22 protein-coding genes are annotated in these 21,588 nt (G+C 66.4%); 9 read left to right on the top strand and 13 right to left on the bottom strand.

The features are described from left to right. Nucleotides 1–111 precede the first annotated feature (111 nt). On the top strand, nucleotides 112–645 hold the full coding sequence (locus AB0C34_RS10925; protein WP_357070137.1) for a carboxymuconolactone decarboxylase family protein: 534 nt from the start codon (nucleotides 112–114) through the stop codon (nucleotides 643–645). Here the strand turns inward: AB0C34_RS10925 and AB0C34_RS10920 are convergent. Next, complete coding sequence (locus AB0C34_RS10920; protein ID WP_357069798.1) at nucleotides 642–1,433, bottom strand: TetR/AcrR family transcriptional regulator C-terminal domain-containing protein; 792 nt, start codon at nucleotides 1,431–1,433, stop codon at nucleotides 642–644. The two genes, AB0C34_RS10925 and AB0C34_RS10920, sit on opposite strands and share 4 nt — an antisense overlap. 145 nt (nucleotides 1,434–1,578) lie before the next feature. On the opposite strand from AB0C34_RS10920, the gene AB0C34_RS10915 reads away from it, so the two are divergent. Then, entirely contained in the window at nucleotides 1,579–1,956 is a 378-nt protein-coding gene (locus AB0C34_RS10915) for a VOC family protein (protein WP_357069796.1), read from the top strand. Nucleotides 1,957–2,018: 62 nt separating this feature from the next. Here AB0C34_RS10915 and AB0C34_RS10910 read toward each other — a convergent pair whose 3' ends face one another. Continuing rightward, nucleotides 2,019–2,870: an SDR family oxidoreductase gene (locus tag AB0C34_RS10910; RefSeq protein WP_357069794.1), complete on the bottom strand. Its 852-nt coding sequence runs from the start codon at nucleotides 2,868–2,870 to the stop codon at nucleotides 2,019–2,021. Between the two features lie 91 nt (nucleotides 2,871–2,961). On the opposite strand from AB0C34_RS10910, the gene AB0C34_RS10905 reads away from it, so the two are divergent. Beyond that, nucleotides 2,962–3,360: a helix-turn-helix domain-containing protein gene (locus AB0C34_RS10905; protein ID WP_357069792.1), complete on the top strand. Its 399-nt coding sequence runs from the start codon at nucleotides 2,962–2,964 to the stop codon at nucleotides 3,358–3,360. Between the two features lie 53 nt (nucleotides 3,361–3,413). Continuing rightward, complete coding sequence (locus tag AB0C34_RS10900; protein ID WP_357069790.1) at nucleotides 3,414–3,830, top strand: PPOX class F420-dependent oxidoreductase; 417 nt, start codon at nucleotides 3,414–3,416, stop codon at nucleotides 3,828–3,830. A 67-nt stretch (nucleotides 3,831–3,897) separates the two neighbouring features. On the opposite strand, the gene AB0C34_RS10895 is transcribed toward AB0C34_RS10900, so the two are convergent. Both AB0C34_RS10895 and lpdA read right to left on the bottom strand, forming a co-directional pair. Beyond that, complete coding sequence (locus AB0C34_RS10895) at nucleotides 3,898–4,599, bottom strand: polysaccharide deacetylase family protein (RefSeq protein ID WP_357069788.1); 702 nt, start codon at nucleotides 4,597–4,599, stop codon at nucleotides 3,898–3,900. Nucleotides 4,600–4,719: 120 nt separating this feature from the next. Then, nucleotides 4,720–6,120, bottom strand: coding sequence for a dihydrolipoyl dehydrogenase (gene lpdA / locus AB0C34_RS10890; protein WP_357069786.1), 1,401 nt, complete (start codon nucleotides 6,118–6,120; stop codon nucleotides 4,720–4,722). A gap of 302 nt (nucleotides 6,121–6,422) precedes the next feature. Here lpdA and AB0C34_RS10885 point away from each other — a divergent pair, with 302 nt between their 5' ends. Then, nucleotides 6,423–6,965, top strand: a complete 543-nt coding sequence (locus tag AB0C34_RS10885) for a hypothetical protein (RefSeq protein ID WP_357069784.1) — start codon at nucleotides 6,423–6,425, stop codon at nucleotides 6,963–6,965. Nucleotides 6,966–6,998: 33 nt separating this feature from the next. Further along, nucleotides 6,999–9,056, top strand: a complete 2,058-nt coding sequence (locus tag AB0C34_RS10880) for a prolyl oligopeptidase family serine peptidase (RefSeq protein ID WP_357069782.1) — start codon at nucleotides 6,999–7,001, stop codon at nucleotides 9,054–9,056. A 507-nt stretch (nucleotides 9,057–9,563) separates the two neighbouring features. On the opposite strand, the gene AB0C34_RS10875 is transcribed toward AB0C34_RS10880, so the two are convergent. The 3 genes from AB0C34_RS10875 to AB0C34_RS10865 all read right to left on the bottom strand — a co-directional run bounded on the left by AB0C34_RS10875 (nucleotide 9,564) and on the right by AB0C34_RS10865 (nucleotide 12,221). After that, nucleotides 9,564–10,421, bottom strand: a complete 858-nt coding sequence (locus AB0C34_RS10875; RefSeq protein ID WP_357069780.1) for an alpha/beta fold hydrolase — start codon at nucleotides 10,419–10,421, stop codon at nucleotides 9,564–9,566. 48 nt (nucleotides 10,422–10,469) lie between these two features. After that, on the bottom strand, nucleotides 10,470–11,102 hold the full coding sequence (locus AB0C34_RS10870; protein ID WP_357069778.1) for a TetR/AcrR family transcriptional regulator: 633 nt from the start codon (nucleotides 11,100–11,102) through the stop codon (nucleotides 10,470–10,472). Between the two features lie 321 nt (nucleotides 11,103–11,423). Continuing rightward, nucleotides 11,424–12,221, bottom strand: a complete 798-nt coding sequence (locus AB0C34_RS10865; RefSeq protein WP_357069776.1) for an HAD-IIA family hydrolase — start codon at nucleotides 12,219–12,221, stop codon at nucleotides 11,424–11,426. A 191-nt stretch (nucleotides 12,222–12,412) separates the two neighbouring features. Between AB0C34_RS10865 and AB0C34_RS10860 the strand changes: the two genes are divergently transcribed. Continuing rightward, nucleotides 12,413–13,102 (top strand): ZIP family metal transporter, encoded by a 690-nt coding sequence (locus tag AB0C34_RS10860; protein WP_357069774.1) that lies wholly within the window; start codon nucleotides 12,413–12,415, stop codon nucleotides 13,100–13,102. A 135-nt stretch (nucleotides 13,103–13,237) separates the two neighbouring features. On the opposite strand, the gene groL is transcribed toward AB0C34_RS10860, so the two are convergent. Next, complete coding sequence (gene groL, locus AB0C34_RS10855; protein ID WP_357069773.1) at nucleotides 13,238–14,863, bottom strand: chaperonin GroEL; 1,626 nt, start codon at nucleotides 14,861–14,863, stop codon at nucleotides 13,238–13,240. 226 nt (nucleotides 14,864–15,089) lie between these two features. Beyond that, a complete protein-coding gene (locus AB0C34_RS10850; protein ID WP_357069771.1) occupies nucleotides 15,090–15,383 on the bottom strand; it encodes a hypothetical protein in 294 nt (97 codons plus the stop codon). A gap of 170 nt (nucleotides 15,384–15,553) precedes the next feature. On the opposite strand from AB0C34_RS10850, the gene AB0C34_RS10845 reads away from it, so the two are divergent. Both AB0C34_RS10845 and AB0C34_RS10840 read left to right on the top strand, forming a co-directional pair. Beyond that, nucleotides 15,554–17,647, top strand: a complete 2,094-nt coding sequence (locus AB0C34_RS10845; RefSeq protein WP_357069769.1) for an NAD(+) synthase — start codon at nucleotides 15,554–15,556, stop codon at nucleotides 17,645–17,647. Nucleotides 17,648–17,707: 60 nt separating this feature from the next. Then, nucleotides 17,708–18,382 (top strand): suppressor of fused domain protein, encoded by a 675-nt coding sequence (locus AB0C34_RS10840; RefSeq protein ID WP_357069767.1) that lies wholly within the window; start codon nucleotides 17,708–17,710, stop codon nucleotides 18,380–18,382. 12 nt (nucleotides 18,383–18,394) lie between these two features. On the opposite strand, the gene AB0C34_RS10835 is transcribed toward AB0C34_RS10840, so the two are convergent. The 4 genes from AB0C34_RS10835 to AB0C34_RS10820 form a co-directional block, all read right to left on the bottom strand. Then, nucleotides 18,395–18,634 carry a hypothetical protein gene (locus AB0C34_RS10835; RefSeq protein WP_357069765.1) on the bottom strand — a complete coding sequence of 80 codons (240 nt, stop codon included), beginning with the start codon at nucleotides 18,632–18,634 and terminating at the stop codon, nucleotides 18,395–18,397. A 10-nt stretch (nucleotides 18,635–18,644) separates the two neighbouring features. Next, entirely contained in the window at nucleotides 18,645–19,364 is a 720-nt protein-coding gene (locus AB0C34_RS10830) for a Clp protease N-terminal domain-containing protein (protein ID WP_357069763.1), read from the bottom strand. A 3-nt stretch (nucleotides 19,365–19,367) separates the two neighbouring features. Further along, complete coding sequence (locus AB0C34_RS10825) at nucleotides 19,368–20,501, bottom strand: FAD-dependent oxidoreductase (RefSeq protein ID WP_357069761.1); 1,134 nt, start codon at nucleotides 20,499–20,501, stop codon at nucleotides 19,368–19,370. Nucleotides 20,502–20,583: 82 nt separating this feature from the next. Next, entirely contained in the window at nucleotides 20,584–21,513 is a 930-nt protein-coding gene (locus tag AB0C34_RS10820) for an RNA polymerase sigma-70 factor (protein WP_357069759.1), read from the bottom strand. Between the last annotated feature and the right edge of the window lie 75 nt (nucleotides 21,514–21,588).

Genomic DNA, 21,588 nt, shown 5'->3' with positions numbered 1-21,588 from the left:
AAGAATGGTCCGCCGATCCCCGACCACCGCCGGATAGGCTCACACACATCGGCTCGGCACCAGCGCCGGCCGCAGACCACGCGGAGGTGACGATCGAGCATGGTTTCAGCGCTGCGACCACGCATCTCGCCCGGACGGCTCCGGGAACTCGGCTTGATCAACTGGATTGTCTGGCAGGTGCTTTCCCGCGCCGCGGGCACCGAGGACGCGCATCTGTTCAGTACCCTCGGTCGCACTCGGGGCCTGTTTCGCGGCTGGCTGCACTATTCGGGCAAGCTCATGCCGGGCGGGCGGCTGCCGCGCCATGAGTCCGAACTGGTGATCATCCGCGTCGCACACCTGCGCGGATGCGACTACGAGATGGACCATCACATCGCGCTGGGAAGGCGGGCCGGGGTGACCGTCGAGATCCTGGACCGACTGCGTGCCGGCCCCGGCGCGGAGGGTTGGTCGGACAAGCACCGCGCCCTGCTGACCGCGGTGGACCGGCTGGTGCGGACGCGCGACCTCGACGACGACACCTGGACTGCCTTGGCGCAGCACTACGACGAGCGCAGCCTGATCGAAATCGTCCTGTTGGTCAACCAATACGACGGGCTCGCGGCTACTATCGCTGCCCTACGCATCCAGCGCGACAGCGTCTAGCGATCCACGTCGGAGACTCGGTGTCCTTCGATGTGCTGGGCGAGCCCGTCCAGCAACCGAGCCAGACCGAACCGATAGGCGTGCTCGGCATCGTAGGCGGCGTCATGGGCTCGGCCCGCGGCCGCGCCTACTCGTGCGGCGAGCGGATAGCGCCGTGCGTCAAAGACCTGTTCCAGCAGCGGTGCGGCGTGTTCCCACCACTGCTGGTCGGACATCGCACTGTCGGTGGCGGCGCTCTCGGTGTCGCCGGCGATGCGGGCGACGGACGTGACGAAGCCGAGCACGAACGTCAGCGCGGCGTCCATCGTGACGTCGTCGAGGCCTAGACCGTCGAATGCGCGTAACTCGTGGTCGTATTTCGCGACGAGGCCGGGGCCGAGCGGCGGACGAGTGGTCGGTAGGTAGGCCACCCACGGGTGCCGCGCGAGCATTGCGCGATTTTCCGCAGCGACTGCGGTGACCCGGTCACGCCAGGGCAGGGCGGTCAGGTCCGCGCGCTCCATCTCCACGTACACCGTATCGAGCATGAGGTCGACCAACTCCGCTTTGCCCGGCACGTAGGTGTAGGTGGCCATCGGGGTCAGACCGAGTTCGGTAGCGACCGCGCGCATGGTGAGTGCGCCGATGCCCTCGGCGTCGGCGATCGCGATGGCCGCCGCGACCACCGCCTCGACACTGCTGCGCTGTTTCGGGCCGCGACCGGCGCCGTGGCTCGGCGGAACTCGCCACAGCAACTCCAGGGTGCGCACCGGGTCGCCCGCACTACTGCGCTCTTTCGAGTGCCCCACGCTGTCTCCTCACCGGTCGAACCACCGATCGAACCACCGATCGTATCGACGTGCGGCAGTCCAGCACGGGAGTGCCAGGGAATTTCTCTACCAAGTACAGCGTACTTAGTATAGTATTACTGCGTCAGACCATCGAGGAGGACAGATGAATATCACCGCTTCCGCCATCTCACTCAACGTCCCCGATCCGCGGGCATCGGCGAAGTTCCTGATGGACCACCTCGGATTCGAGGAGAAGATGTCGGCCGACGGGTTCGTCTCGCTTGACCGGTCCGATGCCGGGCTGAATGTGATCTACCTGCGCACCGGACTCACGACATTCAAGCCGAAGAGCGCGGCAGGCAGCGCGGGTGAGGGGATACTCGTCGTGTTCGTCGTGGACGACATCGATGCCGAATACACCCGGTTGTCCGACGAGGGGGTGCAGATCGTGACACCCATCGAGACCGAGGAGTGGGGTGAACGGTACTTCCAGATGAGCGATCCGAACGGAATCGTCATCCAGCTGGTCCAGTGGGTGTGAGCCCGAGCGGACGGCGCGTTTCCCGGTAGGGAGCCGCGCCGTCCGGCGGTTCGGCGACATTCTCAGCCGAGCGCCGCACGGAAGACCTCGACCGCCGGGGTGGCGGGGCGGCCGAGCAGCATCTGCAATTCGCCGGAGCGCACGTCGAGCAGGCCCTGCGCGATGCCGGCGTCGGCATCGCCGAGCACCCTGGCGTAGTCGGCGGACAGTCCCGCCTGGATCAGCCCGGCGACATAGTCCGCCTCCGGCAGATTCTCGTAACGCACCGGCTTTCCCGCCGCCTCCGACATCACCCGTGCCAGGTCGGCGTAGGTGAGCCGTTCCTCGCCCCCGAGTTCATACACGCGACCCGCGTGCCCGTCGGTGGCGAGTACCCTCGCGGCCGCGTCGGCGTAGTCGGCGCGCGCCGCGCCCGCCACGCGTCCCTCGCCGGCCGCACCGTGCAGCACACCCGATTCCACCGTGTGCGCGAGACCGCCCAGGTAGTTCTCCCAGTACCAGCTATTGCGCAGGATGACATGCGGGACAGTCGATTCGGCGAGCGCGGCCTCGGTAGCCCGGTGCTCCTGCGCGAGGATCAGCGGGTTGTCGGTGGCGCGCGGAATGCTGGTATAGGCGAGCAGCTCGACGCCCGCGCGCTCGGCCGCGCGAATGACAGTGGTGTGCTGGGCTACCCGCACGCCGAACTCATTGCCGGAAATGAGCAGCATCCTGTCGACGCCGTCGAGGGCGATGTCCAGCGCCGCCGCGTCGCCGTAGTCGGCGCGCCGGACGTCGACTCCGCGCTCGGCCACATCGGCGACCTTCCGCGGATCTCGCACGATCGCGACGACCGGCGTCGACCCCGCACGCATCAGCGCATCGACCACGAGCCGACCCAGCTGTCCACTGGCCCCGGTCACTGCGATGGTCATGACTACCTCCCGAACATTCTGACAGCACTTACTATTTGTAAGTACTATGCATTCGTATGCCACTGAGGTCAAGGGAGGTACTATCGATGCCATGACAACCCAGCGCATCGCCTCGGCCGACGCCGACGATCCCACGCTGGAAGCCGATGTATTCGCAAGAAACTGCACGTCACGGCCGGTTCTGCAGAATGTCGCCGGCCGCTGGGGCACATTGGCACTCGTCGCGCTCCGCGCGGGGCCATACCGTTTCAGTGCGCTACGCAGGCGAGTCGACGGTGTCAGCGAGCGCATGCTGTCGCAGACCCTGCAGGCACTCGAGCGTGACGGTATGGTGCACCGCGAGGTACACGAGACCATTCCGCCGCGGGTCGAGTACACCCTCACCGAACTGGGCGCCGAGGTCGCCGCACATCTGGAGGCACTGATCCAGGTAGTCGAGACCAACATGACGCGCGTGCGCGAGGCGCAAGCGGCTTATCACCGCGACTGACCGCTGCGCAGCGCGGCAGGGAAGAGACCCGCGACACCGGCGGTTACACGGACATGGAACTCGCCACCGCAGTCGATTTCGCACGAGATCACCGCAGGTCCGTGCTCACCACGATCCGCCGCAACGGACGCCCCCAACTATCCAATGTGCTGCACGTCGTCGGTGACGACGACCGGATCCGCATCTCCGTCACCGCAGACCGTGCCAAATACCACAACCTGGCGCGCGATCCGTGGGCGGCGATCCACGTCACCCGCGACGACTTCTTCGCCTACGCGGTACTCGAAGGCACGGTGGAACTCAGCCCGATCGCCGCCGCTCCCGACGACCCCACCGTCGACGCGCTCGTCGACTACTACCGCAAAGCCGTCGGCGAACACCCGGACTGGGCCGAGTATCGCGACACGATGGTGGCCGACCGCCGAGCCCTGGCCCTGTTCACTCCGAGCCGCGCTTACGGCATGCTCTGAGAGGTCGACCGGCCGGACTCGGCCGAGGGGGTATCGAACCGTCCGCACGGGTGCCGCACCAATGGACTCAGCGCACACCCAGGTCGGACACCGAGACGAAACGATAACCCGCGGAACGCAATCCGGCGACGATACGCGGGATGGCGGCCAGCGCGGCAGTAGGCCCGAACATGGCGTGCAGCAGAATGATGGAGCCGGGACGGACCTTGTCGAGCGTCTCGGCCACGATGTCGTCGGTGGTAGCGGCCTCGCCCGAATCGGGTTCGACGTCCCACATCACGGTGACGCGGTCATGCTGGGCGAGGTAGTGCGGCAGCGTCCACAGCTTCTTGCCGTAGGGCGGACGGAAGGTGATCGGGCCGGTGTAGCCGGTTTTTCCGATCTCGGCGTCGGTTCGTTCGATCTCATCGCCGACGGTGCCGGAGGAGACGAAGACCATCCGCCGATGCGAGTAGGTGTGGTTGCCGATCTCGTGGCCCGCCGCGGCGATCGCCCGGCCGTAGTCCGGGTGAGCGGCGAGATCGCGTCCGTTCAGATAGAAAGTAGCCGTAACCTGGGCATCGGCCAGGACCCTCAGCACATCGGGCGCTCGATCGGACGGCCCGTCGTCCAAGGTCAGCGCGACCACTTTCTCGTCGGTGTCCACCCGGTTCACCACGTGACCGGCCAGTTGGAAGGTGCGTGCGTTCATCAGATAGTAAGTGCCCGCTGCTACCAGCAGCACGACGACGAGTACCGGCACACTTCTGATCAGCCCTCTGCGAAACATGCACTGCTGTATAGCAGTGCCGCGCATCGACGGCGACTTGCGAGGTCGCGTGCGACCTGCCCGATATGCGAAAGGGGCGCGCGGTCATCGTCGACCTCACGCCCCTTTTCCCGACCCGGGTCAGAAGTTGATCATGTGGCCGGCCAGGCCGTGGAAGGCTTCCTGAAGGGCCTCACTGAGGGTCGGGTGGGTGTGCACGTTGCGGGTCAGCTCGTTGACCGTTAGGTCCCACTTCTGCGCGAGCGTGAGCTCGGGCAGCAGCTCCGAGACGTCGGGGCCGATGAGGTGGCCGCCGAGCAGCTCCCCGTATTTGGCATCCGCGACGAGTTTGACGAAACCGGTCGGGTCGCCGAGGCCATGCGCCTTGCCGTTGGCGGTGAACGGGAAGGTCGCGACCTTCACGTCGTAGCCCTCATCGCGAGCCTGCTGCTCGGTCAGGCCGAAGCTGGCGACCTGCGGCTGGCAGAACGTGGCGCGCGGCATCATCCGATAATCACCGAGGGTGACGGTCTCCGCGCCCGCGATGGTCTCGGCCGCGACCACACCCTGCGCCTCCGCTACATGCGCGAGCTGTAGCTTCCCGGTGACATCGCCGATGGCGTAGATGTGCGGAGCAGTGGTGCGCATGTTGTCGTCGATCGCGATGGCGCCACGTTCGAGCTGCACGCCGGTCGTCTCCAGGCCGTAGCCCTCGACGCGGGGCGCGAAGCCGACGGCCTGCAGCACCTTGTCGACGGTGACGGTCTCGATCGCGCCGGTCTTGTTGTCTTTGATCGAGACGGTGACCTTGGCGCCGTCGTCGTCGATGGACTGCACGGCCGCACCGGTGGTGATGGTGATGCCGAGCTTCTTGTACTGCTTGGTGATCTCCTTGGAGACGTCTACATCCTCGTTCGGCAGTGCGCGGTCGAGGAACTCCACAATGCGCACGTCGACGCCGTAGTTCTTCAGGACGTAGCCGAACTCCATGCCGATCGCGCCCGCGCCGACGATCAGGATCGAACCGGGCAGGTCACGGGTGAGGATCTGCTCCTCGTAGGTGACCACGTTCGCGCTCAGCTGGGTGCCGGGCAGCAGTTTGGTGACGGTGCCCGTCGCGATGATCACGTTGTCGAACGTGATCGTCTCGGTGCCACCTTTGCTGAGCTCGACCGATAGCGAGTTCGGGCCGGCGAAGGTGCCCTTGCCGTCGAACTCGTCGATCTTGTTCTTCTTCATGAGGAAGTGGACGCCCTTGACCCGGCCGTCGGCGACCTTGCGACTGCGGTCGAACGCGACGCCGAAGTCGAAGTTCACCTCACCGGAGATACCGAAGGTCTTCGCTTCCTTGGTGAAGATATGCGCCAGTTCCGCATTCCGGAGCAGTGCTTTGGACGGGATGCAGCCCACATTGAGGCACACCCCACCCCAATACTTCTGCTCGACGATCGCGGTACGAAGGCCTAATTGTGCCGCACGGATAGCGGCGACATAACCGCCTGGGCCGGCACCGAGAACGACAACGTCGTAATGGGAAGTCACGGGTCCGAGCCTAACTCCGATGGGTGAACTCCACCCACTGGTCCCCCGCAACAATGAGGCCTGCGCCACACCCGGCCGAATAATTCCCCTAGGAGGGAAGTAACGGGTTGAGCGCCGACCGGCTGGCCGGATTCCGCTTCAGCGGGTGAGCCGAACCGCCCTCGGCCCGCCGACCAAACCGCCTTGGTGGCGCATCGGTGAACGCCGCCAATAACTTTCGTTATTTCCGGCTTGCTAACACAGGCTCGTGGACGTCCGATCCACTCAATACGTGATCCCTCGTATCCGAAGGCGGTGCGACCATGCGTCGCTTGTTTCTCCTGGTCATCTCGCTCGTGACCGGTGTCGGTCTCTGGATCGCGCCAGTACCCGCGGCCGCGGCCGCGAACTGCGCCGTGAACTGGGGCTCGCAGGACAAAGCGAGTCCCACCCAGGCGCCCGCGCTGCTCGCGGGAGTTCGATCCGGACAGCACGAATGCTTCGACCGACTCGTGTTCGACGTCACCGGACCGGTGACCGGATATCACGTCGGTTATGCCGATCGGATCGTCATGGACGGCTCAGGCGCTCCGGTCCCGCTGCGCGGCGAGGCGTTCCTGAACGTCGTCATCGGCGCCCCCGCCTACGACGACGCGGGCAATGCCACCTACCAGCCCGCGAACCGGGCCGAACTCGTCGACGTTGGCGGCTACCGGACTTTCCGTCAGGTGGCCTGGGCCGGATCCTTCGAAGGGCAGACCACGGTCGGCCTCGGGGTCCGCGGACGCTTGCCATTCGAGGTACACACCCTCGCCGGACCAGGTGGTCAGTCGCGCGTCCTGGTCGACATAGCGCACTCCTGGTGACCCCGGGTTGCGCCGCTCGGCAACAATGTGGACATGAGCGGCGTTGAGCAGAATGTGACAGACCCCTACCTCTGGCTCGAAGAAGTGACCGATGAGCGTGCCCTGGACTGGGCGCGCGCACACAACACCGTGGTGGGTGAGCGTTTCGCCGACTCGGATCGCTTCCGGGAACTGGAGCGCCGCATCCTGGACATGCTCGACACAGATGCCAAGATCGCCTACCCGTCCCGGCGCGGACGCTGGCTCTACAACTTCTGGCGTGACGCCGATCACCCTCGCGGCCTCTGGCGGCGCACCACCTTCGCCGAGTACGCCAAGGACGACCCGGATTGGGACGTGCTGATCGATCTGGACGCGCTGGCCGCCGCCGAGGACGAGAACTGGGTGTGGGGCGGCGCCGCGGTACTGCGCCCCGAACAGTCCCGCGCGCTGATCAGCCTGTCGCGTGGGGGCGCCGACGCGAAAGTGGTCCGCGAGTTCGACATCGAGCGCGGAGAGTTCATCGAGCCCGCCGACGGCGGCTACTTCCTCCCCGAGGCGAAGTCGGAGATCCGCTGGATAGACATCGACTCGGTGTACGTCGGCACCGATTTCGGTCCCGGCTCGCTGACCGAATCGGGATATCCGCGGATCGCGAAGCGGTGGCGGCGCGGCACCGACCCAGCCGAAGCGGAGACGGTCTTCGAAGGCGAGGCCGCCGACGTCGCGGTCTCGGCGGGCTACGACCGGACGCCAGGCTACGAACGGCACTTCGTCGGTCGCGCCACCGACTTCTTCAACGAAGAGGTCTACCTACTCGAGGACGACGGTTCGCTGCGCCATCTCGACATCCCGACCGACGCCAGTGAATCCTGGTATAAGGACTGGCTGCTGATCCGGCTGAAGTCAGCGTGGGAGGTGGACGGCACCAGCTATCCCGCAGGCGCGTTGCTGGCCACCGACTTCGACGAGTTTCTTTCCGGTACAAGGGAATTCGAAGTCATCTTCACTCCCGACGCGCACACCTCGCTGCACGGCTACGGCTGGACCGAGAACCACCTTCTGCTGATCACGCTCGAGGACGTGCAGACCAAGCTCTCCGTGCTGACCCCGAGCGACGACGGCTGGCGGAGCGAACCGCTGGCCGATGCCCCGCCGATGGCGACCACCAGCGTGCTGAACCTCGACCCGCTGGAGGGCGGCGACGAATTCATGCTGACCACCAGCGGATTCACCACGCCTGCCACGCTGCTGGCCAGCACCGTCGGTGGACGGACCGAGCAGCTCAAACAGGAGCCCGGCTTCTTCGACGCCGGCGGTGTCCAGACCGAACAGTTCTTCGCGCGGTCCGACGACGGAACCATGGTGCCGTACTTCGTGATCCGGCAGCGTGACCACAACAACACGCCGGGCCCGACGGTGATGTCCGGGTATGGCGGTTTCGAGGTGTCGCGCACTCCCGGTTACAGCGGCGCGTCCGGCATGGGCTGGCTAGAGCGCGGCGGCATCTGGGTAATGACCAATATTCGCGGTGGCGGCGAATACGGTCCGCAGTGGCACACCTCCGTACAGAAGGCCAACCGGCACAAGGTGTACGAAGATTTCTCCTCGATCGCCAAGGACCTCGTCGCACGCGACATCACCACCGCCGACCAACTCGGCGCCGTGGGTGGCAGCAACGGCGGACTGCTCATGGGCGTAATGCTGACCCGCTATCCCGAGTTGTTCGGCGCCATCGTCTGCCAAGTGCCGCTGCTCGACATGAAGCGCTACCACCTGCTGCTCGCGGGCGCTTCGTGGATGGCCGAGTACGGCGACCCGGACAAGCCGGAAGAATGGGAGTACATCGGTAAGTATTCGCCGTATCAGAACGCGCGCGCCGACATCGCCTATCCTCCGATCCTGCTCACTACCTCCACCCGGGACGACCGCGTGCACCCTGGCCATGCCCGCAAGATGGCCGCGTTGCTGGAGGCGCAGGGGCACGAGTTCTGGTACCACGAGAACATCGAGGGCGGCCATGGCGGCGCTGCCGACAACAGGCAGTCGGCGTTCCAGGCAGCCCTGATCTACGAGTTCTTCACCCAGATCCTGATCGAGCGGCGCGGATAACCGTCCGGCCGATCGGACGGGCGCGGCCGCCTCACCTGCGATTTCGGGGCGGCCGCATACCGGCCTCCCCTCGCGATACCGAGCGGTGGGATGCGCACGTGCCATTCGCCCCGAAAACACCGCTCTGTTGCTACGGCGGGCACTTCCCGCGTTTTACTTCGACCACCGACCGGATCTCGCGGCGTCGCGCGGCGTCGACGTTCCGTCGCGCTCCGTCGGAAGCGGGAGCGCCGGGCGTCCAACCAGGTCGCGCGCTGCCTGCGCGGATACATGATCTAACGCATTCTCGGCCAGGCAGTCGGCGTCGCGGCCCGGCGTAGCGCGAAACCGGAACCCGGTACGCCAGCGTACAACTCACTTGCCGCGGCAGCCGATGCCGCCGCGGGTGTCGACAATTTCGAGATCGGCCGCGCCGCGATGTTCGACGGATTCGAGCGTCATCGCGGCAGCGGCACATCGTGACCTCAGCGTGCGGTGGCTGCCGCTGTCCATCCGACAGCCGACACGCTACCGATCGCGCAGCCACTTCTCGATCTGGTCGATCGTGCTGGTGCACTGACGGATCCAGCCGTTGTGGCCCAGTTTCTCCGGCTGCACCCACCGCGTCAGCTCGGCGTGCGGCAGTTTGGCCAGCAAGTGCTCGGCGGAGCTGGGCGGTGTCAGATCGTCATCGGTGATCGTGATGGACAGCACGGGCAGTTTCAGTCGCGCGATCCGCTCTTCGTAGTCGATGTCGGCGCCCACCGGAACGAAACGGCCGGTGCGTGCCAACCGCGCCCAGTCCGAAATCAGCACCTTGGACTGCCGGCCGAAACCCATCGAGATCCGATCGCCGGGCCAGAAACCGGCCAGATTGGCGGTCAGCGAGATAGCCGCCGTGCCGAACAGCATTCCCGGACCCGAAATACCTTGGTAGCCACGGTAATACGGTGTACCGGAAGCGATCAGAATCAGTCCGCCGAGTCTGCCACGGATGCGTGCGGCGTACAGAACGCCGAGCTGGCCCCCCATGCTGTGGCCGAGCAGGTAGGGTGTGCTGTCCGGGAACCGGTCGCGGACCACCTCGAAGATCGCAGGAAAGTCGACCGAAACCAGCTCGTGGTAGCCGAAACTACTGGTCGAACTCGGCTTCGGCCTGCTGTCGCCATTGCCGCGCAGTTCGCCGATGGCCACGTCGAATCCGCGTGCCGCCAGACCGGTGGCGAACAGTTCGTAATACCCGGCCGGAACACCGAGCCCTGGCACAATCACCAGGACCGGGCGCGGCGCGTCCGGCGTCACCGGATGCCGGTGCGCACCCGCTGCCGGAATCAACCGCACCGGAACGGTGCTGCCATCCGGCATCTGGATCGGAACTGTCTGCATGGGCGCACGCTACCGCGCCGACCCACGCCCGTCGCGCACGCTCGGCCGCTACGCGCCGACCGCGCCGATGATCACCTTGCTCAACACCCGGATCACATCATCCAACGGCGGGCGCGGGTCCGCGACGCTCCAGGCATCCACCACGTAGTTGACGGCGCCGATAATCGCGAGCACCCGCATCTCATAGTCGCCGGTGGGAATCTCGCCGTGCAGGGCCGCGTCCTCGGCGGCGCCCGCCAGCAGCGAACCCCACACCCGGCGCAGTTCCAGGCGGAACTTCTCCACCTTCGGGCCCGCGCCGACCACCTCGACCAATGCCACGCGCGCCTTGCGCGGATCGGATCCGATGGATTCGACATAGGCACGTACGCCGGCATCGACGATGTCGAGCGCGCTCGCGTCGGACTTCGATGCCAACGCCTTGGTTACGGCGTCACGCGATTCCCGATCGATGTGCTCATAGAGCTCTAAGAGCAGGGACTCACGTCCGGTGAACTCCTCGTAGAACTGACGCGAGGACAATCCGGCGTCCTTGCAGATGGCGCCGACCGAACTATTGGCGTAGCCGTCGCGCGCGAAGACCGTCAGGCCTGATTCCAGAAAACGCGCACGCCGCTGACGTTGCCGGTCCTCCACGGGTTGCCCGGCATACATTCGACCCGTATTCGCATCCTGTGACATTGAGGCAGACAATACAGAAGGGCTCGAACCTCTCGTCATGGATCTGGCCCTTCGTTTCGACGTCGAGCCGAATGCGCATTAGCCGAAAGTTGGCTGCCTGGTTACCACCTCGCGTGAAAGTCTCTCATCCGGAGTCATGCGAACATAGTGCCGCCCAAACAAGCACCCCAGGCCGCAGGCGGTTCGGGCAAATACGCCGATACGGTCGAATTGCGACGCTGTCACCAGCTATTTGCCAAAACAATAGCGACCCACCGAGAAACGGTGACGTTTGATTTTAGAGGGAATTTGTAGAATTTATTATCCGCACCGCTCGGTGGATTACCGTCCGTTCGCCAGACTGGTAATCAGCCCGGGCAACGCGGCCACGGAATCGATGACGTGATGGGGTGCGCGGTCGACCGCAGCCAGCACCGCCGCGCGAAATTTCCCGGTGCGTACCAGCACTCCGGTCAGCCCGACGGCCTGCGCCGCAAGCACATCGGACTGCAAATCATCACCGACCATCAACACCTCGGACGGGTCGAGTCGCATCAGTTCCGCGCAGGTGCGGAAGCCGGCTGCGGCGGGCTTGCCGACCACCTCGATGCGCGCGTTGCCCGCCGCCTCCAGGCCGGGTAGGTACACGCCCGCGTCGATGCGCAGCCCCTCGGCTGTCGCCCAGGTGAGCCCACTGTGCATGGCTACGACAGGGACACCGTCGAGCATCAACTCGGCCACTCGGCTCAGCGCCAGATGGCTGAATTCCACCCCCGCGCCACCGATTACCACCACGTCCGGATGTTCGTCATCAAGCGTCAGTCCGGCGAGGTCCGCGCCGATATCGCCGTGGTTCAGCACCCAGACGGCGGCGCCGGGATAGCGGCGGCCGACGAACTCGGCGGTGAGCCGCGCCGCGGTGACGATCTCACCTGCGGCAACCTCGATTCCGCTGCCGCACAAGCGTTCTGCGATCTCAGCACAGGTGCGCGAGGTGGTGTTGGTGAGAAATGCTCGGCGCAGCCCGCTTTCGCGGACCCGGCGCACCGCGACGGCGGCGCCGTCGATCTCCTGCCAAGAGGTCACCAGCACGCCGTCGATGTCGTAGAGCACGCCTCGGATCCGACCGCGGTCAGACATGGATCCAGCGTACGACCGCAGGGCCGATGCAGCGACCTCGCGAAGATGTTCCGGGGACCGCGGACGGCACCGCTTCCCGCGCATCCCGCTCCGTCGACATCGGGACCCGGCAGAAAGCAGCGCATTCCGACGCCAGCACACCAGAACTGCGGTCGGCAGGGCACACATACGTCCTGACCTAGGGTGATCCCATGCTGACCGCACTGCTCTACGGACTCGGAACGGGCGTGCCACTGGTCATCGGCGCCGCCATCGGGTTGCGGTGGCAGCTGCCGCCGGCGGTCCTCGCTTCGCTGATGGCCTTCGGTGCCGGCGCCTTGATCGCCGCGGTGTCCGAAGAGTTGTTCGAGCCCGCGTTCCACCAGGCGGGCGCGGTGATCGCCGCACTCGCCCTGTTCGCGGGCGCCGGGGTCTATGTGGTGGCCAACCACCTCATCGAGAACAAGCTGGGGCCGCGCGCACTCGGCTGGGCGCTGATGCTCGGCACAGTGCTCGACGGCGTCCCGGAGAACACCGCGCTCGGCGTCTCGCTGGCCGGTGGCGGCGGACTGGTCTTGCTGGTGGCGGTGGCGTTGGGCAATGTCCCCGAGGCGATCAGCGGCGCGACGCTGACGCGCGATCAGCATGACGTCGACGGCTGCCGTACCCTGTGGCTCTGGACCCTGACCGCTGCGACGCTCGTGCTTGTCACCGTGGTCGGCAATGCCGTGTCGGACAACATTTCTCACACGCATATTGGGGTTGTGCAGGCGTTCGCGGGCGGCGCGACGATCGCCGTACTCGCCGATTCGCTGATGCCAGGGGCTTATCGCGAGGGCGGCTGGTGGGTCGGACTGGCGACAGCGGCAGGGTTTCTCGTGGCATTCGTGCTCGGCGGCTGACCGCTCGACACGGTCCGGTGTAGCGGACTCCGGCCGGACCGCCTGCGGCACCGATCACCCCACCGAACGCCGGAAGCCGGCCCACCCGAAGGTGGACCGGCTTCCGGTTCGAAATATGGCGCCGGGTGGCTGGACTCAGAAGTCCATGCCGCCCATGCCGCCGGTCGGGTCGCCGACGGGAGCGGCGGCCTTCTCCGGCTTGTCGGCAACCACAGCCTCGGTGGTGAGGAACAGGGCCGCGATGGAGGCCGCGTTCTGCAGCGCCGAGCGGGTGACCTTGACCGGGTCGGCAACGCCGGCGGCCAGCAGGTCCTCGTACTCGCCCGAGTCGGCGTTCAGACCGTGGCCCGCGGCCAGGTTGGACACCTTCTCGGCGACCACGCCGGGCTCGAGGCCGGCGTTGAAGGCGATCTGCTTCAGCGGAGCCGACAGCGCGACACGCACGATGTTGGCACCGGTGGCCTCGTCACCGGTCAGCTTCAGCGCGTCCAGCGCCGGAGCCGACTGCAGCAGGGCCACGCCACCACCGGCGACGATGCCCTCTTCGACGGCAGCCTTCGCGTTGCGAACGGCGTCCTCGATACGGTGCTTGCGCTCCTTGAGCTCCACCTCGGTCGCGGCGCCGGCCTTGATCACCGCAACACCGCCGGCCAGCTTGGCCAGACGCTCCTGCAGCTTCTCCCGGTCGTAGTCCGAGTCGGAGTTCTCGATCTCGGAGCGGATCTGCGCGACCCGGCCCTTGATGGCCTCCGGGTCACCCGCACCCTCGACGATCGTGGTCTCGTCCTTGGTGACGACGATCTTGCGCGCCTGACCGAGCAGCTCGACGCCCGCGGTCTCCAGCGAGAGGCCGACCTCTTCGCTGATGACCTCGCCACCGGTGAGGATGGCGATGTCGGCCAGCTGCGCCTTGCGACGGTCACCGAAGCCAGGGGCCTTGACGGCAACAGACTTGAAGGTGCCGCGGATCTTGTTCACGACCAGGGTGGACAGCGCCTCACCCTCGACGTCCTCGGCGATGATCAGCAGCGGCTTGCCCGCCTGGATGACCTTCTCCAGCAGCGGCAGCAGATCCTTGACGGTCGAGATCTTCGAGCCGACCAGCAGGATGTACGGGTCCTCGAGGACCGCTTCCTGACGCTCCGGGTCGGTGACGAAGTAACCCGAGATGTAGCCCTTGTCGAAGCGCATGCCCTCGGTCAGCTCCAGCTGGAGACCGAAGGTGTTGCTCTCCTCGACGGTGATGACGCCTTCCTTGCCGACCTTGTCCATGGCCTCGGCGATCAGCTCGCCGATGGACGGGTCGCCCGCCGAGATACCAGCGGTGGCGGCGATCTGCTCCTTGGTCTCGACCTCCTTGGCGGTGTCGAGCAGCGAAGCGGTGACCGCCTCGACGGCCTTCTCGATACCACGCTTCAGGCCGAGCGGGTTGGCGCCGGCCGCGACGTTGCGCAGACCCTCGCGCACCAGCGCCTGGGCCAGCACGGTGGCGGTGGTGGTGCCGTCACCCGCGACATCGTCGGTCTTCTTGGCGACTTCCTTGACCAGCTCGGCGCCGATCTTCTCGTACGGGTCCTCCAGCTCGATCTCCTTGGCGATGGACACACCATCGTTGGTGATCGTGGGGGCACCCCACTTCTTCTCCAGGACAACGTTGCGACCCTTCGGCCCCAGCGTCACCTTGACCGCGTCGGCGAGGGCGTTCAGACCCCGCTCGAGGCCGCGCCGGGCCTCTTCGTCGTACGCAATTGTCTTGGCCATTGCGTTGAGATCCTCCACATGTATATGGGGCTGACACACAGGGCGACCACAGGTTGGATCGCCCCATTTACGCTGGCCAGGTTCGGTGCCCGCGACGGACGACCGAGGGTGTCGATGGAACCCGGTCTCACCGTCCCGACCTGGCACTCACAGGTCGAGAGTGCCAAAGCCTTTTTAGCACTCGAGGATGCCGAGTGCAAGGTCCACACGACGCATACGAGACGGTCTAGAGACGGTCGTCGACGCGTAGTACCAGTGCGACGAACGCGTCGGTGCGCCGTTCCTCGGGTGTCCGTGGCTCACCGTCCTCGACAGTGACGAGCTCGGCGTCGTTCAGCAGCAACTCCGCCTCGACCCGCATGATGGCGCGAATGAACGGCGGCGCGACGTCCGGCGGGAGGTCGCCGTTGACGATGTAGCTGCCGTCCGGCTGGGACTCGGTGGACACATACGACAGCGCGCGCAGTAGGTCTACGCGGCGTTCCCCCGCTATCAGGTCGGAATCGATGTCATCCGCCATTGCTATATCTTAGCCACCGCCGGTCCGACTACCCGGCTGCAACATTCCGACCGGTCCGCGTCTCGGTCGGATTCGATCGCAAAGACGCAGTTCACAGCATGGTCGAGGCGACGGCGCCTAGCTCGGCGCCGCGCCGCGATGCGAGCCCCGGCGTAGATTCCGGATGGGCCATGATCAGGTTCGCGTCGATCCCGGAAGGGGATGTGGTGGCCGAGGTGCCGTTCGATTCGCTGTATCGACACGGGTTCGCGCGGGTGGCGGTGGCGGTGCCCCGGGTCGAGGTGGCCGATCCGAGCTATAACGTCGAGCAGACCCTGGCGCTGGCCGAGCAGGCGGCCGCGGCCGGAGTGGTGTTGACGATCTTTCCCGAACTGGGGTTGTCGTCTTACACCGCCGACGACCTGTTCCACCAGGACGCACTGGACGTCGCCGTCGAGGCGGCAGTCGAACGGATCGTCGCGGCCAGCTCGAACATCGCCACCGTGCTGGTGGTCGGAGCGCCGGTGCGGGCACAGGGCCGGCTGTTCAACTGCGCGATCGCGATCTGCCGCGGCGTCGTGCTCGGGGTCGCGCCGAAAAGTTACCTGCCGAACTATCGGGAGTTCTACGAGAAGCGGCAGTTCGCGGCGGCACGGGAGACGTTGGACGATCACATCACGATCGCTGGGCAGCGGGCGCCCTTCGGCTCCGACCTGCTGTTTCGCGCACGCAATCTGAACGGGTTCGTATTCCATCTGGAGATCTGCGAGGACGGGTGGGTTCCGTTACCGCCCAGCGGCTTCGCCGCGCTGGCCGGCGCCACGGTGCTGGTCAATCTGTCCGCGAGCAACATTGTCATCGGGAAGGCGGACTATCGGCGGGCGCTGTGCACGTCGCATTCGGCGCGGTACCTGGCGGCGTATCTGTACTCGGCAGCCGGCCATGGCGAGTCGACCACTGACCTCGCCTGGGACGGACAAGCGCTGGTCTGCGAGAACGGCGAACTGCTCGCCGAGGGCGAAAGGTTCTCCGATCACCCGCAGCTGATCACGGCCGACCTGGATCTGCAGCGCCTCGCGGCGGATCGGTTGCGGACAACCAGCTTCGCCGACAACGTGCACGACCACCGGGACCGTCTGGTCGCACTGCGCAACGTCGAACTGGAGCTGCCCATCCCGGATAGCGCGGTCACATTGAAACGAGACATCGAGCGCTTCCCCTACGTCCCCGCCGATCCCGCCGTACGCAATGAGCGCTGCGCCGAAGTACATCACATCCAAGTAGCCGGCTTGACCACGCGGTTACGTGCCACCGGAATACAGCGCGTGGTGATCGGAGTATCCGGTGGCTTGGATTCCACCCAGGCGCTGATCGTGGCGGCCAAGACGATGGACCGGCTCGGCCTGCCGCGGGCGAACGTGCTGGCCTACACCATGCCCGGGTTCGCGACCAGCAGCAGGACCAGAACCGACGCGCACCGGCTGATGGCCGCACTCGGCGTGACGGCGCGGGAAATCGATATCCGGCCTTCGGCCACCCAGATGTTGCGCGACCTCGGCCACCCAGCCGCGGACGGCGCGGCGCACTACGACATCACCTACGAGAACGTCCAGGCCGGCGAGCGGACCGCGCATCTATTCCGCTTGGCCAACCAGCATGGCGCCTTGGTGGTCGGCACCGGAGACCTCAGCGAACTCGCGCTCGGCTGGTGCACGTTCGGCGTCGGCGACCATATGGCACATTACAGCGTCAACGCCTCGGTACCGAAGACACTGATCAAGTACCTGATCGCTTGGGCGGTGGACACCGCGCAGTTCGGACCCGAAGCAGGCGAAGTGCTTTCGTCGATTCTGCGCACCGAGATCTCGCCCGAACTGATCCCGCACACCGACTCGTCGGCGCCGAACCAGAGTTCCGAGGCGACGGTCGGCCCCTACGAGTTGCAGGACTTCCACCTGTATTACCTGCTGCGCTTCGGTTATCGGCCGAGCCGGGTCGCTTACCTCGCCTGGCACGCCTGGTCGGACCCGGACCGCGGACGCTGGCCCGACCTCGTGCCCGCCGACCAGCGCCACGACTACGATCTCGCCACGATCAAGCACTGGTTGGCCGAATTCCTGCGTCGATTCATTCAGACCAGCCAGTTCAAGCGGTCGACACTGCCGAACGCACCGAAGGTCGGCTCCGGCGGATCGCTCTCGCCGCGCGGCGATTGGCGCGCGCCCAGCGACGCGTCGGCAGCGGCCTGGCTGGACGAACTCGCCCGCAATGTACCGGAGTCCTGACCCGACAACCGATCCCGATGCCCCCGACGCGGCAGAACGGCGCGTGCCTATGGTGACTGGGTGAGTGAAAAACCCGGCTGGGATGCCATCGACGGCGCATTGCGACCGTTGTACGGCGATATCGAGCCTTTCCACTGGGCACCCGACCACCCGTGGCCCCTCGGCGGACCCGACCCGCTCGACGGGGTCAGCGCATATTCCCGGATCGACCCGGTTCCGCACTGGCACTACATCGGCTATGGCATGACCGAACTGTACGAGAAGGAGTGGGACAATCCCGCGGAGTCCGGCTGGGGCTTCGAGTTCACTTTCCGCCTGGTGCGCGACGCCGACGAAACCGAGCCGCCGGTGTGGCCGACGAATTTCCTGCACAACCTGGCCCGCTACGTCTTCCAGTCCGGCAAGTGGTTCGAGCCGGGTCACACCATCAAGCCGAACGGGCCGATCGCGACCGGTCACGCGGACTGCACGATCCATGCCGTTTGCTTCACGGTCGACCCGGAACTGAACAGCATCGACACCCCGCACGGGCGCGTTCGATTCCTCCAGATCGTCGGCCTGACCATGCCGGAATACCGCGCGGCACAGGGCGGACGAGCCCTCGAACTACTCGCCCGGCTGCAACCCCAACTCCCCCTTTACGTCACCGACATCCACCGCGATCCACTGATCGACGAGCCGAAACCGCAGATCCGCTGGCCACGGTGGGGTGGCGGGTTGCGCGGACGCGGGTAGCGCCCGCACCGCTCAGGCGGTCCGCACCGCACGCGACGCCAGCACGGCGGCCTCGCGCGGGCGGCCGATCCCCGCCGCACGGGCGCGCAGTGTGCGCCGATGACGCGCGCGGGCGGCGTGTGCGCCCCGAAAGCCGTTGACGACGTTACGGATTCGGTGCCAACCGCTCGATCGGCCACCTGCGCCGATCACCAGCAACCCGACCGCGACGACAAATGCCGGTGCGACGAACACCCGGCGTTTCCCGGCCACCACAGTTCGATCAGGATTCCCCGGCCACGATCGACCTGAGCAGTTCGACCAGACGCGATTCGGTCGTCGCCTTGTCGATGCCGAGATCGGTCAGCAGACCGGAACCGTGCTCGTGTTCGAGCAGGGCGAGCAGGATGTGCTCGGTGCCGACATAGTTGTGTTCCAGGCGTATCGCCTCGCGGAAGGTGAGCTCGAGAACCTTTTTGGCCTCCGAATCGAACGGGATCAGCGCAGGAACCTCGCCCTCGCCGGGCGGCAGTGACGCGGTTGCCGCGGCCGTGACCGCATCGAGCGTGACGTCGCTGGCGAGGATCGCATGCACCGCGAGGCCTTCCGGCTCGGTGAGCAGCCCGAGCACCAGGTGCCCGACGGCGATCTGGGCATTACCCGCGGCATGCGCGGCCTGCTGCGACGCCACGACGACGGCCCGCGCACGAGGGGTGAATCGAGCGAAGCCCGCGTTCGGGTCCATCGCCTCGGCATCGGACGGCGACTTCGGCACGAATCGCTTCTGTGCGGCTTGCTTGCTGACCCCCATGCTGGTGCCGATGTCGGTCCAGGAGGCGCCGGAGCGGCGGGCTTGGTCCACAAAGTGGCCGATCAGGTGATCGGCCACTTCGCCGAGGTGATTCGCCGCGACCACCGCGTCGGAAAGTTGTTCGAGCACATTGTCTGGACGGGCTTTCTTGATGCCTTCGATCAGATCGTCGAGGCGAAACTGAGGTGCCATGCGTCAACCATAGGTTGACGCAATCCGATCGTCAACCCTGGATTGACGATTTAGATCCGAGCGGCGCGCCGCGCCCCGCACGATCAACTCCTTCACCGAGGCGGCCGCCCGCCCGGTCAGCACGGTCCCACGCGGTGAATCATCGCCGCGCACGACTTGAATCAGTCCGTCCCGACGCCCCAGACTCAAACACTGCAGGACATATCGGAACCGCAGCGGCTGCGGCTCGACCCCGCGCATCCGTGCGACAACGGCATCGGCCACATACTTCCCGGTGGGCAGTGCGGTGGCACATGCCATGCGCAATTCGCGGTCACCGGGTCCGGCGATCACGGCGGTGTCGCCCGCGGCATAGATCTCCGGATGCGACACCGAACGCAAAGTCGCGTCGGTCCGCACCCGGCCCGCGGCGTCCACCGCGAGCCCCGAGCGCATCGCCAGATCGGGCACCCGAAAGCCGGTGGTCCACACGGTCGCGGCGGCCGCGACCAACGTGCCGTCAGCCAGCCGAACCCCTTCGGCCGTCACCTCGATCACCTTCGCGCCCGAGCGGATCTCGACCCCGAGTCGCTCCAGCGTCCGGCGGATGTGCGCACGCGCCCGTGGCGACAGCCACACACCCGGCTCCTCCGAACCGAGCAGCACCACCGGCAGGTCCGGGTGCGATTCCGCTAGTTCGGCGGCGAGTTCGATCCCGGTCGCGCCGGCACCGACGACCGCCACCGGACCACGCGCGAAAGCAAGCCGCCGGGTATCCTCCGGTGTCGCAACGGAATAGGCATGTTCGGCCACACCAGGCACCCGCCCGGGATCAGCCAGGCTGCCGAGGGCGTACACCACGATGTCGTAGTCCAGGGCCGGCACCGCATCGAGGACAACCTGCTTGCCCACGGTGTCGATCTCCGTCGCTTCGGCACACACGAAGCGGATCTTCTTGCTTCCCAACATTTCCCGTAGATCCCATGCCGGAATCCGTTGCCCGGCGGCCTGCTGATGCAGCCGCACCCGCTCGACGAATGTCGCACGAGCGTCCACCACGGTGATCTGCGCGTCGCGCGCAACGCCCGCGAGCCGGCGTGCCGCCGCAAGCCCCGCGTACCCGGCGCCGAGAATGACGATCCGATGTTGTCCGGTCATGATGTGGCTCCCTATCGATCGGCCGACACCTTCCAGACCGGACAGACACCCGATTCCTGACACCCCAGGGCCGTGAACCACGTCACAGCGAGCGGCGACTGCGATCCGGCCGCTCGCCGACCAGGCCGGCCGCCCCACTCGACCTGGCGAAATACGTCAGCTTCGCCGGATTGACGATCAACCGCAGCGCCGCGACCACACCGTCGGCAACGTCGATCCCGACGACGACCAGCGGGGCACCGTCCACCCGCGCGACGACCGCCGGCGCACCATTGACCTCCTCGACCAGCAACTCCTGCCCCGGCACCGCCCAGCGCGACAACCCCGCCAGATAGCGCGCCACCTGACGCGCGCCGCGTACCGGCCGCCGGGCCGCGTTGGCCAGGCCGCCACCGTCGGCCGTCGCGCTCACATCGGCGGCGAGCAACTGCTCCAGCGACTCGATATCGCCGTCGCGCGCCGCTCTCAGGAACCGTTCGACCAGCTCGCTGGCGTGCTCGGCCGGAATGCCGAAGCGGGTCCGGTCTTCGCGCACGTGCTGTCTGGCCCGACGGAAGATCTGCTGCGAGTTGGCTTCGGTCACGTCGAGCATGTCGGCGATCTCGCGGTGCGCGTATCCGAACGCCTCACGCAGCACGAAGACGGCCCGCTCGACCGGAGTCAGTCGTTCCAGCGCGGTGAGCAGCGCGAGCGAAACCAGTTCGCGCTCTTCGACAGTCTCCAGCGGACCGAGTTCGCCCTGAGCGGTCGGCACCGGCTCCGGCAACCAGGGCCCCAAGTAACTCTCCCGCCTGGCCCGCGCCGAAACCAGCCAGTTCCGGCAGAGATTCACCAGTGCGGTAGTCAACCATGCTTCGGCGGAGCGGATCTGGACGCGGTCGGTGCCGTCCCAGCGTAAGTAGGTCTCCTGTACGGCGTCCTCGGCCTCGCTCGCCGAACCGAGCATCCGATAGGCGAGCGCGAACAACCGAGGTCGATGCTCTACGAATTCCCGCAGTCCGTCCGGTTCCATCGTCACCTTCTTCTGCGTCCGACCGCTGGATAAACCGTACCGCTCACACGCCGTCCGGAATGGGCTGTCGAACTG

This window comes from Nocardia sp. NPDC049220, assembly GCF_040647855.1.
Classification (GTDB): Bacteria; Actinomycetota; Actinomycetes; order Mycobacteriales; family Mycobacteriaceae; genus Nocardia.
The sequence above is the reverse complement of the archived record's forward strand: the minus strand, read 5'-3'. Positions and strand labels throughout refer to the sequence as shown.